The organism is Alkaliphilus metalliredigens QYMF, assembly GCF_000016985.1.
Taxonomy (GTDB): domain Bacteria; phylum Bacillota; class Clostridia; order Peptostreptococcales; family Natronincolaceae; genus Alkaliphilus_A; species Alkaliphilus_A metalliredigens.
The window spans coordinates 342808-358923 of the sequence record NC_009633.1 but is presented as its reverse complement, the minus strand read 5'-3'; the positions used below and the strand labels follow the sequence as shown (position 1 = coordinate 358923).

Below are 16116 nucleotides of genomic sequence, written 5' to 3'. Positions count from 1 at the left end.
ACTGAATCCTAGCCGAGTTTTATCGTACCTCACTACCAAATTTTCAATTTCTCTGCTGCCCCTAGCCCTGATACAATGTCATCTCCACTTTTTATCTTTTGTAGCGCTTGTTCTACCGTTATGATTTTAGCCTCATATACTCCCCGTTTCTACTTTAGAAGTCTTCATTCTTTTATCCATCCATTCCTTGGTTCATCACTAAAAAACCAAGAACTTGTACGTTGAATTCCCTCATTTTTTCATAGCAGGAGGCATGCCCGGCCTCTGGTAGCATCACAAATAAAGAGTTTTTGATTTTTCTATGAATCATCAACAGCTCCTCATAGGGGGTGACAACATCCTTATCCGATGCAATGACTAGAGTAGGCACCTCAATAGAGTGGATTTTCCCACTAATATCATAGCCCTCTAGACTACTTGAAAGCCTTAGATATCTTTGAAACCACTGGGCTGTAGCCGCTTTCCCAAATTCCCTTGCCCTATCTTGAAGCCATTGTTCTTTTCGTTCATAAAAAACATCTGAGTAAATGAGAGGCATGGCCAATTTAAAGAACGTTTCTCCATCCTGAAGTTTTGCACCTTCATCCCAGGCAGCACCGATTGCCCTTAGATAGGGAGTGAATCGACTCATGGTATTGGCCAAAATAAGTCCCCGTACCATTTCAGGATACGCAAGGGCCAACATCATGGCCACCTGACCGCCATAGGATATACCCAGTACAGTACAGCTTTTAATTTCTAAATGGGTTAATAACCCCTTTAGGTCCTCCACATGCTGTTCATTGGAGTAACCCCCAGGAGAGGATCCAGATTCTCCCTGGTCTCTAAAATCCACATTGATCACTTTGTACCCCGCCCTTGTATAGGTGGGTACCATCTCCATCCAGCTGGCAACACTCATCATAATTCCATTTAAGATCATTAATACTTGGTCTCCTTTTCCAGAGACCCGATAATGGATATCTACATCGTTTATCTTTACCTTTGGCATTTCATCACCTGATTTCTTCTATAAAATGAACAATCTTATTTGCCAATATCTCAGGACAGTCCACCATTGACGATGATAATTGCGTTTATCTCATTATTTCACGAGACCCTCCCAGTCCTTTAGAAATTTTTCAATGCCTTGATCCGTTAAGGGATGTAGTAGACTTTGCTTTAGGACTTTGTAGGGGACGGTGGCAATATGGGCCCCAGCCAAGGCTGCGTCTGTTAGGTGCTGTGTGTGCCGAATGCTGGCTGCAATGATTTCTGTCTCAATCCCATGGATGTCATAGATCTCGATGATCTGTCTCACCAATTCACTGCCTTCCTGTCCAATGTCATCTAGTCGCCCCACAAAGGGACTGACAAAGCTAGCACCGGCTCTGGCTGCCAGCAGTGCTTGATTGGCCGAAAATACTAAGGTCACATTTGTTTTAATGCCCTGCTCCGAAAAACCTTTTACTGCCTTGAGACCCTCGGCTGTCATGGGTACCTTAATGACAACATTTGGATGAATGGCAACCAGGTCTTGGGCTTCTTTAAGCATTTCTTCAGCCTGAAGACTCACAACCTCTGCACTAATGGGTCCCTCTACGATGGCTGTGATTTCCGCAATAACCTGCTTAAAATCCCGTCCTTCCTTCGCAATTAATGAAGGATTTGTTGTGACCCCACTTAAAATACCCCACTGGGCCACTTCTTTAATTTCTTCAATGTTGGCTGTATCAATAAATAACTTCATTGTTTAACCTCCTATTTAAGTCCCAATATATGTCTTGCTTCCTCTGGTGTAGCGATCTCTCTGCCCAATTCCTTTGCAATTCTAAGGATCCGTGCCACCAATTGGGCATTGGATTCAGCCAGCTCCCCTTTTCCATAGTACACATTATCCTCGAAGCCCACCCGAACATGGCCACCCATGATCATTGCCATTGTTGCCAATGGCAGCTCAGCACGGCCAATGCCAGCCACGGTCCATGTGGATCCCTCCGGTATGCATCTCACCATATAAAGGAGATCCTCCACCGTACCAGGGGCTGCTCCTGGGACACCTAGAACAAAATCAAAATGCAATGGTGTCTTGGCTAAACCCTTCTTAACCAGCCCTTTGGCATTTTCAATCATCCCTCTTTCAAAAATTTCAATCTCTGGCTTAACTCCTAACTCCATCATGCGTTTTGCAAACTTTTCAATATATTCCTGGGAATTCATAAATACATCGGGTCCAAAGTTACAGGTCCCACAACTTAGGGTTGCCATCTCAGGCTTAAGCTCCACTGGCTGCAAGCGCTCCTCAGGGGTATGCCACACTGCCCCTCCTGTGGAGGGCTGAAAAATGATATCACATTTTGCTTGTATTTTCTGCTTAATTTCTTCATAAACCTCATAGGATTGTGTGGGTTTTCCCTCTTCATCCCTGGCATGTACGTGAACAATCGATGCCCCAGCTTCATAGCACTCATAGGCTGCCTGTGCAATTTCATCTGGTGTCAGTGGTAAATTTGGCTGTTGTTCCCGGGTGACTTCAGCACCGGTTAGGGCAGCCGTAATAATCAGTTTTTCCATTTATTCTCTCCTCCTACTCCCGCTTCAATCTCTTTTTATCCCTTGTGACAACGCAAGTACCAGAGGCCTTACACACAACAATAGGCTCCTCCAATACGTCACAGGCTGATTCATTAATGTCGTAACGGGGAACAATCACCTTTCTTGCTTCAAAAACCATCTTCCGAGAGGTGTTTCCCACCTTAACAATCTCACCCACAGCTTCAATATAGTCCCCGGCATAAACAGGCGCTGTAAATTCCACCTGGTCATAGCCTACAAAAAGACCTTCATCTCCATCATGACGGATCAATAGCTCTGTGGCCACATCCCCAAATAATTGAAGCATCTTTGCCCCATCCACTAAATTACCTCCATAATGTGCATCATGCATACTCATTCTCATACGAATCATTGCTTTCATATAATTTACCCCCTAAAATATTTTATTAATCATTTTTAACATTCTTTTAAAAATTCCAAGTGCTCAAGATTCATGGGCGAAACCGTATCGCGTGTACTTTTTATTAAATCCAACGCTACTTATCCGTTAGATAAAATGGATGCAATACAGCTCCTCATCTCTATGATATCGAAGGGTTTTTCTAAAAACGCCTTCACCCCTAATTCTGCTCCCCTTTCTTTGTGCCTAGGAGTATAATTGCCCGTGAGCATGACAAGCAGTAAGTCATTTTTTATTTCTAGCATTTTTTCAATCAGATCCACACCGCTCTCTTGTCCCAGGTTCATATCCACAATGGCCAAGTCCGGTTGGGCTGTTTCTATGATCTCAAGTGCTTTGTTAGCCTCTGTGGCTAGATAGACTTCGTAATCTTTTTTAAAAACTTCCTCCAACAAAGAGCATATTCTTGGTTGGTCATCAATGATTAGAATTTTATGTGGCAATGCTCTTCAGCTCCTCTTTTCAGTCTCTACATTTAATACATTTCGGCATCCAAGAAAAAAAACCTGCAAAAGTATTAATAATTTTATGAATTATCTATACCCTAGTTGCTTTTATATCAAATACAATTGCGTGAATTGTTAATAAACTAACGCTTGCCTATTTCGACAAATTCTTGTATAATTATTAATCGAGGGCCAATTTTTAAAATTTTCAGTTTTATTAAACTAGTTTAATGATTAAAATTTTTTGTGAATATTTTGGCATCATTTAATCATAATAAGGAGGTGACCAAAAGAAGAACTGTCGGCAATTTATTTTATCATTCATCACAAGGAGGGTCTTTATGGCAAACTTGAATAACAACACAGAAAGAGACCAATGGGGTTCAAAGGTTGGATTTATACTGGCGGCGGCAGGATCTGCTGTTGGACTTGGTAACTTATGGCGATTCCCTGTTACAGCTGGACAAAACGGTGGGGGTGCCTTTGTACTTGTTTATTTCGCAATTTTAATTTTAGTTGGTTTTACTTTAATGATGGCAGAGTTAGTACTGGGTAGACATACGCAATTAAATGCACTTGGTGCCTATAAAAAAATTCGTAATAACTGGGCTTGGGTTGGAGGACTAGGTGTCCTAGCTGGATTTTTAATCCTTTCCTTCTACAGCGTTATCGGTGGTTGGGTAATCAACTATATGTTCAAGGCTATCACCGGCGCTTTTACAACAAGTGACCCAGAATTTCTCGGTGGCATGTTTGGTGCCTTTATCTCCAATCCTGTTGAACCACTATTTTATCATGCAATCTTTATGATTCTTACCTTAGGTATTGTTATTGGTGGCGTTAAGGGTGGTATCGAAAAATATGCTAAAATTCTAATGCCAGCGTTATTTGTCATGATGGTATTAACCATGCTTCGATCAGTTACACTACCAGGAGCCATGGAAGGAATTAAGTTCCTATTAGTTCCAGACTTCTCTATGATTACTGGAGCCGTGCTTTTATCAGCCCTTGGACAGGTATTCTTCTCCCTCAGTTTAGGTATGGGGGCAATGATCACCTACGGAAGCTACTTAAGCAAGGATGCAAACATCCCTCAAAGTTCTTTCATTATTCCATTAGTTGATACTGGTATTGCTTTATTAGCTGGTTTAGCTATACTACCAGCGGTATTTTCCTTCGGGTTTGACCCAGCAGAGGGACCTGGATTATTATTTGTTACATTACCAGCAGTATTTTCTCAAATGCCTTTAGGAGGTTTATTTGGATTTGTTTTCTTCCTACTTGTATTGTTTGCTGCTCTAACTTCTTCTATCTCATTATTAGAAGTGTGCGTAGCCTATGTAGTAGACGAGTGGAATATGACTCGTAAAAAAGCAACAATCGGTTTAGCTGCTGTCATCTTCTTATTAGGAATTCCTTCTTCCTTAGGAATTGGCGTTTGGAGTCACATTAGTCCCTTCAGAGGATTAGACATTCTAGACTCCGTTGACTTTATCGCAAGTAATGTATTAATGCCTGTTGGTGGATTCTTACTTTGTATCTTCATCGGTTGGGTTTGGGGCTTAGAAAATGCCATCAAAGAAGCAACTAACGAAGGTACCATTCCATTTAAGCTTGCAGGATTCTGGTCCTTCATGATTAAGTGGGTTGCACCAATTGCCATTGCAGTTGTATTTGTTCAAGGAATTTTATCTTAATTTAAACCGACTGCTTTAGTAGGTGAAATTAAATAGGGTATTGAAAAAGGTGGCCTAGGCCACCTTTTTCAATAATCGCTTTGTAGTCTATTCTCAATATCATGGGCTAGGCCTGGTTTTGTCCCCACACAATAAATTTTGTCTAAATAGTACTCTTTTATTCCTCCAAAAATTACAGCTGTTGCTATTTCCTTATTTAAATCTTTCCTGAGCTCTCCTCTATTCATTCCTTCCTCTATCAACGAAAGCATCAATCGAAATATCTGATTTCGACCTGCTACCATCCACTGTTTAAACTCTTCCGGCAAGGAATCGGATTTCAAGAAAATCATTTCTGCCTTGCTATGATGCTCATGCATAAATCCTCCATGGTAGGCTGCAAAGCCCATAAGTTTTTCTCTTGTGGTTCCTTCATGGGCAATGACCTTTTCGATCCCTTCTATATAACTATTTAATTTGTAGATAATCATTTGTCGAAATAACTCTTTCTTACTTTCAAAGTATTCATACAGGGTTCCTTTACCAATTCCCGCCTCAGTAGCAATGTCCTTCATCTTAGTTTCATGGAATCCATGTTTATCAAAAACAGTCATGGCTGCTTGGATGATTTCTTCCTTCCCGATTTCTCGTTTATCCTTCATCAGTCAAACACCTCGATTCATCTACTAGTCCACTGCCGGTTCTCCATCTAGCTTCTTAATTTTTCGCTTAATCCAGATTGAGAAATCATCAACGATTGTATACACCACTGGAATTAATACCAGTGTCAATACGGTAGACAGCAGTAACCCACCAATCACAACTGTGGCCATAGGTGCTTGAATCTCCGCGCCCTCTCCTATGGTAATGGCTTCGGCTCTGTCCTTACCTTCAAGCCACAGGGTGTTGATATAATCCGCCAGTACAATGGCATTGTTAACCACGATTCCTGCCAATATGATTACTCCTATGAATGCAGGTACACTCAAGCTTCTGCCTGTTACAAATAGTCCTAGGGCTCCCCCTGCAAAGGCTAATGGAACCGATAGAATAATTGTAAAGGGATGGAGCAATGATTCAAATTGTGCTGCTAAAATCATATAGATTAAAATAACTGCTAATCCAAGGGCTAAGGATAAATCAGCAATGGCATCATTTAGCTCTTGCTCCTGTCCCCCAAACTCATAGCTATATCCTTCAGGCATATCATAATCTGCAAGCTTTGTTCCAATGTCATCGGTGACACTTCGCAGGTCTCTCCCTGTGATTTGCCCACTGACACTGACGGTTCTCACTTGATTTTCACGGTTGATTTGAACTGGTCCCCTTTCCACAGAGACATTGGCAACCTGGCCTAGGGGAACCAGTGCCCCCATAGGTGTGGTGATGTTGACCTGCTCTAAATTGGTCAAACTCTCTTTGACACGCTCAGTTCCTCTAATGACAACATCAATTTCATTTCCTGCAGTTTGGTAGCGTGTGGCGGTCACACCATCGGTAGCCCCCCGAACAGCATTGGCAACCTGTGCCGTTGTTAATCCGTAGCTAGCGGCCCGAACTTTATCTACCGTCACCTGTACCTCTGGCATTCGTTCTCCAATACTTGTGGAGGCTTCTCGGGTTCCTTCCACAGATTCCACAATTCCTTTTATATCATTAGATATCTGATCTAATACCCCTAGGTCATCCCCTTCAGATCGGAAACGGTAGATATTTTCCAGTACAACAATGGCGTTATCCACCAGCATTCCACCCCCAGGGCTAATCCTCCAAGGGTCATTAGGTTGAGTGTAATCCCATTAAGGTACAATAGAGTAAATGTGGCCATAATGGAAACTGGAATCGACGTTCCAATAATTAAAGTGGTTCGAATATTAGATTTTCCATTTCCTCAGGTCCTACCCCGGAATAGGAAGTCGATACGATTGCAACTGGCACTTCTATATCTGGTAATAAATCCAAGGGCAGTCGAGTTAAGGAAACGGTTCCCAATAGCACAATAACTAGGACCATCATCACAATGGCGACGGGTCTTTTAACTGCTAGAGCTGATAAATTCACGGCTATCTACCTCTACTACTTTGACTTGTGCCCCATGGGCTACATACTGCTGCCCTCAAATGATGACTTGTTGTCCTTCGCTTACTCCTTCAATAATTTCTACATACTCTGCGGTATCTAAGCCTAGGGTCACCTTTCTCTCCACGGCATGATCATTCTCCACTACATAAACCAGTGTTTCATTGTCCTGGTTCAGGATGGCTCTACTTTCAATAATCAATGCATTTCCTGTTTGATTGGTAGCTACCTGTACTTCCCCTGTACTTCCCGGTCTCACTAGGTCACCAGACTTAGTTAAGTCTATTCTAACAGGATAAAGCTGGGTTCTTTGGTCCGTCGCAGCGCTGACTAGTCCAACCGTTGCCTTTGCGTCTCTCACATTGGCAGCAGGAATTGAAACAACAACCTCTTGACCTCTTTTAAATTGGTTGATCATATTTTCTGGTAATTCAAACTGTATATATAGGGCATTGACATCCACAATGGTTGCCACTGGCTGGGCATTGGTTACCATTTGTCCAACTCTAAGATCAAGTGTTGAAATAATGCCACTGGCTGGAGCTTTCACTTCTAAATGATTTAAGTTCGTTCTCGCCTGATCTACACTGATTTCTGCCTGTCTTAGCTGTCCCAATGTTTGCTGATAGCTAATCTCCGCCTGGGTGATTTGTGATCTTGCCGCCACGAGACTTCCATCGGCGGCAGCCATTTCTGCTTGATCTAGCTGTGTTTTAGGGACAGCTCCTGCATCATATAGACTTTTGATTCTTTCTAGGTTCGCTTGGGCATCATCATATTGATCCTTAGCCATTTTGTATTGATTCTCGGCTAATGCAATCCCTTGGGCTGCTTGCTCTGTTCCCTTTGTGGCTGATTTGACTGCTTCTTCAGCTTGTTCAATTCCTAATAAAACACTACTGTCTTGCTCTAATACAAAAAGAACTTGATCCTTTTGCACTGAATCTCCTAGCTTCACATTAACACAATCCACAATACCCGGTGTTCTAGGCAGTACCATCACCTCATTTTCACTAAATACACGCCCATTTAATGTTGCTTCATTGGCAAGGCCTCTCATTTCAACCTGAGATACCTCTACTGCCACATAATCATCCGTCGGTTCAGCTTCATCTCCCTCAACAGAAGTTGTGCTTGAACAACCTGCTAATATTACGGTTGTTATCATAATCAATAAAAACCATCGAGTCATTCCTAATTTTTATATTTCTCTACTCCTCCTCATTCCTTTTACTAATTCATTATTAATTGACCTACTTGGTTTCACTCTCGACTTTCAGAACCTACCAGTCGGTCGGTCTTTTTATTATATAATAGGATATAACGAAATTTAATCAATCCATTGATTTGTTCAGAATATTTAATATTTCATAGTCTATGCTTAATAATTTGTACTTTATACTTCCTATTTTGGGAATTTATATTGCCTCTATAGGCACCCTTTCATTTTAAAAAGAGAACTACTTATTTTTTTCAATAAGCAGCTCTCTCTATGAATCTATGTCAACCCATTCTTCAATTTCGTACCTAAGAACAAATCTCTTGTCTCAAATCACTTTATCATTTCACTGGCTGCAACCGCTTTTTCTTTTTGATGATGCTGCCATCTCATCTTTAGATATGTGTAAAGGGTACATCCCCCAACACTGAACCCATAGACAAAAATGACATTCAATCCAAACCTTCCTGTAATGGAGTAGATCCCTAGCTCGTCCCATGTTCTTTCTGCTAGAAAAATCCCTAGAGGATGACTCAAGTAAATATAAAAGGAACTTTGGCTAATCAGCTTAAATACCGGAGATGTTTTTTCACTCCGCTTCGAGAGCCAAAATCCAAAGGCATAGAGGGTAAGGATGGCCATAGTAGAAAATGCCAGCCAGGTGACCTCCACTGCAAAAACATTCACCGGCAGATAGCGGGCATGATAGCTACGAAACTGATAGGCATAATATCCAGCTACTGCTACATACCCCAATAAAAGCATCCATTTCCACTGTGTGAGTTTTTCACGAAACACATCTACAAAACGAGCTCCATAGCAGCCTAATCCAAAGAAGAAAATATACCGTAAAAATGTCCGATCCATATATTCAAAATCTGCGTATCTTAGAAAGAGCAGATTAGTGATCAATAATCCCACTAATAGCATATGGGGATTCCATTTTTGAAATCCCCGTAAAAACAATTTGAATGAAATATAAAACTGCACAATGATAAAGATAAAATACAAATGATAGCTCATTTTAGCCCAGAATAGATGCTCCAGAAAAAATGAAGTTGAGGGAATGTAGGTCCCCTCGTTGACAAAGAAGCGATAATAAATTAATGTCCACACAAAATAAGGAATCAATGCACTTTTAAATCGTTTCTTAATAAATGTTCCATATTTCAATTCTCTAGATCGATAGGCATAAAATAGGGTGAACCCACTTAAAAAAATAAATGTAGGTGTTGTAAATTTAGTCCCTCGGTTTAAAAAAGAAAAGATCATCATATGCACACTATCCGGTAGCAGTGTGTCAACAGGAATCGCTGTTAAATGAACAAAAATCACAGCTAAACAAGTCAGGGTTCTAATGATATTGAGTTCATCAGTGCCGGTCTTTTCCATTACAACTCTTTCCATAGGACCACCTTCCTTCTTTCTACTGCCACAAACACCTGCTTCAAGTATAACCTAAAGCCGATTACTGCTGGGAACCCTTTGTCAGGCTCAACTGATGGACTCCAGATAACTCCATAGTTGCCACTACTTTGTTAGAGTAGGGGTTCACCCTAGAGGGGAGTTCTCGCCATCTTATTCCATTAGATTCAATCATCTGGAGTTCTCTTTGTCCCCCAACTGCTTCATATGTTTCATACCAGTTATTTCGATTTTCGGTGTCATTTAAATAATATAGGGTCAATTCTCCTTGGATAGGTGCTCCTTCATAGACTAGGGTCCAAATGCGATTAATGCCAACCACAGAAGGGACCTCCTTTACCTCAATGGAGAGTTTGCCTTCTTCAGCCAAGGCTTTTCCTTGCCATTTCCCAATGACCCAGCCACCCTCATCCACAAAATACAGTGGTTGATCTAGCTGCTGCTCGTTCCAACGAACCGTGCTTTCAAACCTTCCTTCAGCAGGTAAACGTCCTTTATGGCCAATGTATTTCCGTAAATACTGCCCTCGTAATGCCACATAATCCTTGATTGCTTCCACGTGATCTTCAAAGTTCCCCAGCTGTCCAAAATGATTTCTTGGATTCAATCGGAAGGCCCCTACACCTGGACTGACTTCTACAGAGGGTCTGATTTTTTCTGCGATTCTATCAATCTCAATTGAAAGCTTTTCTAGGGTGAAGACCTCATCTAATAGGACTTCTGTTCGTTCATAAACCAATGCCATTAGCTGGGGTGTCTCCATAAACTTAACAATCAAATCATTCTTCACCCAGGGCATTCGCATTTGAAACTGATAATAGAAGTAATCATTACTTACATTATAAACTGGACGCCACACAGAGCCAAATGTTAAATCCTTATCCCAAGGAATCCACTGCCACTTTGCATCCGCCACCCTATGGTCTAGGTACAACCAATAATCATCATAAAAGGCATCGATATCCCCCACTAATAAATGAACCGCCAACCAATCAACAAAGCTTTCAATGTCAATCCGTTCCATAAAACCCCTGGCATATTCCGCCCCAGGTTGGGTTTCTTCTACCCATTTTCCAAGCTCAAGTAAAGCCTCCCAATCAGGGTTGCCTCGATAATCAAAGTTGTCCCTTACAAAGGCTTCAGGATCATCTATCCCCTCTAGATCAAATCCAAAAAAAGATAAATCCTCCATATCTGCCCGCTGGACTTCTCCCCGAAAGCCATCTCTTACCAATGTTCCCTTGTCCGAGAGTCCCATGGCTGTCAAAAAATCCTCATCGATCCGTTCAACATGCATGTACAATCCTTCATAGACATCATTAATATACAACTCAACATACTGGGTCCGAGGGGCGGGATGCCCTAATCTACTAAATAAATCCATGGAAAGTCCTTCCCGCATCATAGAAGGATCCGTATACATTGCATTTAAATTCATTCTTCTACTGCCAAAAATCACCTCTTGGGATTCCTCAAAGGTGATTCGAAAGGATTTTTTAGGCTCTTGTCTAGAGCTGTTTCCACGAAAGCGCAATCCCCTCAGGGCCACTTCTTCCCCTTCAGGATCGTACTTTACCACTCCCGGGATCTCCTCATCAGAGTAGTCATCTCGCTCATATAAATAATTGAGATCCATTTGATCAATATAGAGATAAACCTTCTCTACTTTGATTGGATCTCTAGGGGCCTGGCCCGTATGGATAGCGCCCTCATCCTCATATAAAACAGCCACCAGAAGCAGTAGCAAAATAGTGGGGATCAGGGGCCATATCATTAGCTTTTTCCCGGATATTAGTTTGTCTTGGTTATTTTCCTTCACCTTCAACACCTCTTTAAAGGGAGTCCTGTTACATCCTCTGCCAAATGATCCTACTCATAATAATCCTGGGCATTGAGTAAAATCGCCACCCTTAGATTGGCATTTCGACAGCGAATCCCATCAATGAGTTCCTTGTCCTGCTGCTCTTCCTTACTTCTAATAAAGTAGGTGAGCTCAAACATTGTTCCTAGGTTTGTGGTTTTCACACTGGCCAGGGAATAGTCTATTAAATGTTCTTGAAAAAGATCATCAAATAAGCCTTCATAATTTAAATTTTCAGGAACTGTGATCTTTAATATCTTATTAACTTGTCCTCGATCTCCATAATTAAAGGTATAAAGTCCGTAAATCACAAATGAAACCACGATGGCAAAGACAATGGCCACCAGGTAATTACCAGTTCCAGTGGCTAAGCCCACAGCCATGGCAAAAAAGATAAAGGCCACATCCTTAGGATCTCGAATGGCACTCCTAAAGCGAACAATGGATAGTGCACCGGCTAGACTAAAAGCCCTTGCAATATTACTTCCAATAACCATAATGACCACGGAAATGACAATATTCATGATCAGCAGGGTGTGTACAAAGGATTGGGAGTAATTAGCCCCCTTGTGGGTCTTTCTATAGGTATAGGTAATGATCAACCCCACACATAAACTGACAATCATGGTCACGATCACATTAATTACCATTTGCATAGGTGTGACACCATTTAATTGTATTGCTTCTTCAAATAACTGCTCCATATGATTTCCTCCTAGCCCACTTGTTTCTTTTGGCTGTTTGCAGCCGTCAATGACTGCTGGTATCCGATACAATATTTTGAAACACTTTGTCGATAACAGCCACATTCATTCAGAGTCCTTGAAAGCCAAAGGGGGATCCGGTCATTGACCTTGACCTCCAATACACTCACATCTGAACCCATAAATTGTGTCCCTAAATTAGCCCCATCTATACGCAGATCAAATTCCTGCTTTCTTAGGTTGGTATCAAATGTAACCCTCAGGTCTTTTTCTTCAATCCCTTGAAATGCCTGTCTGTCATAGGAAACTAAAATCTTAGGAGTCAGTAGGTGAAACTCCTTTAAAAAGTGAATTTCATTTAAAATTTGTTTGTTTGAGGATGCATATTGCTGAAGAGCCTTTTGATCTACCCCTAGCTTTAAAAAATCATAGGCATCCTTTACCCTCATCTGGGTTCTTCTTTTATTCACAACCCCATTATGCTTTTGCTTCACCTCTAAAAAAACATCATCTTCCATGGTCACGTGATTATAGGCCCGCAATCGTAGCTTTTGTCGGAATGTGGTCCCATCAATTGTTTCATGGAAAAAAGTATCTGCATCGGAATCATAATACAGGCTGAGGATTTTATAAAAACCATCAGGATCCCCATTGCCATCCACTTCAATCCGACCCTTCAACGCCTTTAATACCTGTTTATATTGATTCATATTAATGACATATTTAAATTCATATCGATTAAAAACCTCTTGGATCATTTTGTCACCAGCCTTTCACCGTAACGCCCCATGTATAGGGCCCAATGCCTTTTCGTTTTTTCACAGAATCGTGCTCATACTATTTTACACGAATTCCTTGGTTTTGACAACTTTTAACTAGAACACAGCAAGATTTGAAGGGTATGGAGCCTACGAACAAAAAACCTTGGCATTTTTTTACCAAGGGTTATCCATTTTTACCTACGGTCATGGGTCTGGGCTTTTTAAAGACCACCCACTTGCTCAGTGCATAGTTCAGCACAATCACACCCCCATTGACGATCAACTTACTAATGAGCTCATCCATATCCGCCAGCTGAATGAGTAAGATCAATCCAAACAAATCAAAGAAATAGGTTCCAATCCGAACAACAAAAAAGGTGCTCATTTCCTTCATCAGGCCCTTTTGCTCCTTAACATCACTGTCAAAAACCCATTTCCGATTGGTGTAAAAGGCCACAGAAACCGCTAGGATAAAGGCAATGGTTGTACTGATCAGATAGTGAAGCCCAAACCGAATCAATATGGTGTAAATCACCAGGTTCACTGCGGTTGTTAATACCCCAAAAATGAGATAATTCATATAATGTTTTAGATTTCCTAGCATGAGTGCACCTCCTGATCCTTTCTGATTCTACTTGAAGTTAATTTCCTTCTCTACGGTATAAATTGGTCTTGCCCGAGCTTCGTCATAAATCCGCACAACATATTCTCCAATGATGCCAATGGCAAACAATTGAATCCCACCAATGACCACTAGCAGTCCATAAATCCCAGAGAAGAATAAAAGTAGCATTCCCAATAGGAAAATAACAATTCCAGTACCTTCAATCCACTTGACAGGCTTAAAGGAGAAGGATAAAATGCCGTCGGCTGCTAACTTTAGCATCTGCTTCAGTGGGTACTTTGTCTCTCCTGCAAAGCGCTCCTGTCTTTCATATTCAATGGCTGTTTGCTTAAATCCTATCCAGCTGACCATTCCCCGAATAAATCGGTTCTTCTCAGGCATATTGTTAAAGATATCTACTACCTTACGATCCATCAATCGAAAGTCTCCTGTATCAAGTGGAATATCCACCTCAGTGATACTATTTAAAAATCGGTAAAAATATTTGGCCGTGGTCAGCTTAAACCAGGTTTCCCCTTGACGCTTCTTCCGCTTTCCATAGACAACATGATAGCCTTCCTCCCATAGCTTGATCATTTCTGGAATGAGCTCCGGTGGATCCTGTAGATCTGCATCGATGACGATCACGGCATCCCCTTGGGCCCGCTTAATCCCTGCGGTCACTGCTATTTGATGGCCAAAGTTCCGGGCAAAGCTAATGACCTTTACCTTTTTATCCTGGGCTGCAATAACTTCTAATATAGATAGGGTCTCATCGGTGCTACCATCATTGATAAACACCATTTCATAGGGGATCTCATGCTTTTTCATCACTTCTTTTAATCGTTTATAGCATTCCTTAGCGACTTCATTTTCACAATACATGGGTACCACTAAAGAAATCAGCTTTTCTTTCATTATACACCGCTCCATTTCTATTTAATCATCGGAAGGAAAACAGACTCCCCTACCGACTCTTTATTCTTTAGGAGATGCCTTACAATCTAAGATATTTAGTAAATGCTCAATCCTGATGAATCCCCTAATGATTTTGGTAAAAATCATTAAGTTAAGGTGGATACACATCTTGTCATATGATCAAATGGTTTCGCGAAAAATCAATAATCAGACAACAAGATGTGCGAACTCGATATTTTACACGACTCTCTTTACCAATTCTGCCCCGAATTACACTTAAAACGACTCAACAGCTTAACGTTGGCTTGCCACGCATTACTTGACTGTAAAACTCTCACTCTTACCGAACTTGGCCGTAACCTGCCAACCAAAGCGAGAACAAAACATAACATCAAACGAATCGACCGATTGTTAGGTAATCGTCACCTCCACAAAGAGCGACTCGCTGTATACCGTTGGCATGCTAGCTTTATCTGTTCGGGCAATACGATGCCCATTGTACTTGTTGACTGGTCTGATATTCGTGAGCAAAAACGACTTATGGTATTGCGAGCTTCAGTCGCACTACACGGTCGTTCTGTTACTCTTTATGAGAAAGCGTTCCCGCTTTCAGAGCAATGTTCAAAGAAAGCTCATGACCAATTTCTAGCCGACCTTGCGAGCATTCTACCGAGTAACACCACACCGCTCATTGTCAGTGATGCTGGCTTTAAAGTGCCATGGTATAAATCCGTTGAGAAGCTGGGTTGGTACTGGTTAAGTCGAGTAAGAGGAAAAGTACAATATGCAGACCTAGGAGCGGAAAACTGGAAACCTATCAGCAACTTACATGATATGTCATCTAGTCACTCAAAGACTTTAGGCTATAAGAGGCTGACTAAAAGCAATCCAATCTCATGCCAAATTCTATTGTATAAATCTCGCTCTAAAGGCCGAAAAAATCAGCGCTCGACACGGACTCATTGTCACCACCCGTCACCTAAAATCTACTCAGCGTCGGCAAAGGAGCCATGGGTTCTAGCAACTAACTTACCTGTTGAAATTCGAACACCCAAACAACTTGTTAATATCTATTCGAAGCGAATGCAGATTGAAGAAACCTTCCGAGACTTGAAAAGTCCTGCCTACGGACTAGGCCTACGCCATAGCCGAACGAGCAGCTCAGAGCGTTTTGATATCATGCTGCTAATCGCCCTGATGCTTCAACTAACATGTTGGCTTGCGGGCGTTCATGCTCAGAAACAAGGTTGGGACAAGCACTTCCAGGCTAACACAGTCAGAAATCGAAACGTACTCTCAACAGTTCGCTTAGGCATGGAAGTTTTGCGGCATTCTGGCTACACAATAACAAGGGAAGACTTACTCGTGGCTGCAACCCTACTAGCTCAAAATTTATTCACACATGGTTACGCTTTGGGGAAATTATGA

General features: G+C 41.5%; 18 protein-coding genes. 2 read left to right on the top strand and 16 right to left on the bottom strand.

Features of this window, described 5'->3' with window-relative positions; all coding sequences use genetic code 11:
* Positions 1–172: 172 nt before the first annotated feature.
* The 5 genes from AMET_RS01645 to AMET_RS01625 all read right to left on the bottom strand — a co-directional run bounded on the left by AMET_RS01645 (position 173) and on the right by AMET_RS01625 (position 3438).
* On the bottom strand, positions 173–991 hold the full coding sequence (locus AMET_RS01645) for an alpha/beta fold hydrolase (protein ID WP_011971458.1): 819 nt from the start codon (positions 989–991) through the stop codon (positions 173–175).
* A 93-nt stretch (positions 992–1084) separates the two neighbouring features.
* The gene (gene fsa / locus AMET_RS01640) at positions 1085–1729 is read right to left on the bottom strand and encodes a fructose-6-phosphate aldolase (RefSeq protein ID WP_011971457.1); all 645 of its coding nucleotides are present in this window, start codon (positions 1727–1729) and stop codon (positions 1085–1087) included.
* An 11-nt stretch (positions 1730–1740) separates the two neighbouring features.
* Positions 1741–2553, bottom strand: a complete 813-nt coding sequence (kce, locus tag AMET_RS01635) for a 3-keto-5-aminohexanoate cleavage enzyme (protein ID WP_011971456.1) — start codon at positions 2551–2553, stop codon at positions 1741–1743.
* A gap of 13 nt (positions 2554–2566) precedes the next feature.
* On the bottom strand, positions 2567–2956 hold the full coding sequence (gene kal, locus AMET_RS01630) for a 3-aminobutyryl-CoA ammonia lyase (RefSeq protein ID WP_011971455.1): 390 nt from the start codon (positions 2954–2956) through the stop codon (positions 2567–2569).
* A 119-nt stretch (positions 2957–3075) separates the two neighbouring features.
* A complete protein-coding gene (locus AMET_RS01625) occupies positions 3076–3438 on the bottom strand; it encodes a response regulator (RefSeq protein WP_011971454.1) in 363 nt (120 codons plus the stop codon).
* A gap of 344 nt (positions 3439–3782) precedes the next feature.
* Here AMET_RS01625 and AMET_RS01620 point away from each other — a divergent pair, with 344 nt between their 5' ends.
* Entirely contained in the window at positions 3783–5138 is a 1356-nt protein-coding gene (locus AMET_RS01620; protein ID WP_011971453.1) for a sodium-dependent transporter, read from the top strand.
* 68 nt (positions 5139–5206) lie between these two features.
* Here AMET_RS01620 and AMET_RS01615 read toward each other — a convergent pair whose 3' ends face one another.
* From AMET_RS01615 to AMET_RS01570, 11 genes are all read right to left on the bottom strand, one after another.
* Positions 5207–5779, bottom strand: coding sequence for a TetR/AcrR family transcriptional regulator (locus tag AMET_RS01615; protein ID WP_011971452.1), 573 nt, complete (start codon positions 5777–5779; stop codon positions 5207–5209).
* A 24-nt stretch (positions 5780–5803) separates the two neighbouring features.
* The gene (locus tag AMET_RS01610) at positions 5804–6865 is read right to left on the bottom strand and encodes an efflux RND transporter permease subunit (RefSeq protein WP_049765132.1); all 1062 of its coding nucleotides are present in this window, start codon (positions 6863–6865) and stop codon (positions 5804–5806) included.
* Complete coding sequence (locus AMET_RS27230) at positions 6796–6945, bottom strand: hypothetical protein (RefSeq protein WP_408626386.1); 150 nt, start codon at positions 6943–6945, stop codon at positions 6796–6798. Before AMET_RS27230 ends, AMET_RS01610 begins: the two co-directional genes overlap by 70 nt.
* A 29-nt stretch (positions 6946–6974) precedes the next feature.
* Complete coding sequence (locus tag AMET_RS01605; protein WP_041720225.1) at positions 6975–7178, bottom strand: efflux RND transporter permease subunit; 204 nt, start codon at positions 7176–7178, stop codon at positions 6975–6977.
* A gap of 55 nt (positions 7179–7233) precedes the next feature.
* Positions 7234–8364 carry an efflux RND transporter periplasmic adaptor subunit gene (locus AMET_RS01600; protein WP_198135378.1) on the bottom strand — a complete coding sequence of 377 codons (1131 nt, stop codon included), beginning with the start codon at positions 8362–8364 and terminating at the stop codon, positions 7234–7236.
* A 384-nt stretch (positions 8365–8748) separates the two neighbouring features.
* On the bottom strand, positions 8749–9822 hold the full coding sequence (locus tag AMET_RS01595; protein ID WP_011971450.1) for an acyltransferase: 1074 nt from the start codon (positions 9820–9822) through the stop codon (positions 8749–8751).
* A 61-nt stretch (positions 9823–9883) separates the two neighbouring features.
* The gene (locus AMET_RS01590) at positions 9884–11659 is read right to left on the bottom strand and encodes a CotH kinase family protein (protein ID WP_041720223.1); all 1776 of its coding nucleotides are present in this window, start codon (positions 11657–11659) and stop codon (positions 9884–9886) included.
* Between the two features lie 50 nt (positions 11660–11709).
* Positions 11710–12405 (bottom strand): DUF4956 domain-containing protein, encoded by a 696-nt coding sequence (locus AMET_RS01585; protein WP_011971448.1) that lies wholly within the window; start codon positions 12403–12405, stop codon positions 11710–11712.
* Between the two features lie 11 nt (positions 12406–12416).
* Positions 12417–13163: a polyphosphate polymerase domain-containing protein gene (locus AMET_RS01580; RefSeq protein ID WP_011971447.1), complete on the bottom strand. Its 747-nt coding sequence runs from the start codon at positions 13161–13163 to the stop codon at positions 12417–12419.
* A gap of 187 nt (positions 13164–13350) precedes the next feature.
* Positions 13351–13770 (bottom strand): GtrA family protein, encoded by a 420-nt coding sequence (locus AMET_RS01575; RefSeq protein WP_011971446.1) that lies wholly within the window; start codon positions 13768–13770, stop codon positions 13351–13353.
* A 27-nt stretch (positions 13771–13797) separates the two neighbouring features.
* Positions 13798–14688, bottom strand: coding sequence for a glycosyltransferase family 2 protein (locus AMET_RS01570; RefSeq protein ID WP_011971445.1), 891 nt, complete (start codon positions 14686–14688; stop codon positions 13798–13800).
* A 219-nt stretch (positions 14689–14907) separates the two neighbouring features.
* On the opposite strand from AMET_RS01570, the gene AMET_RS01565 reads away from it, so the two are divergent.
* Positions 14908–16116, top strand: a complete 1209-nt coding sequence (locus AMET_RS01565; protein WP_001339197.1) for an IS4-like element ISVsa5 family transposase — start codon at positions 14908–14910, stop codon at positions 16114–16116.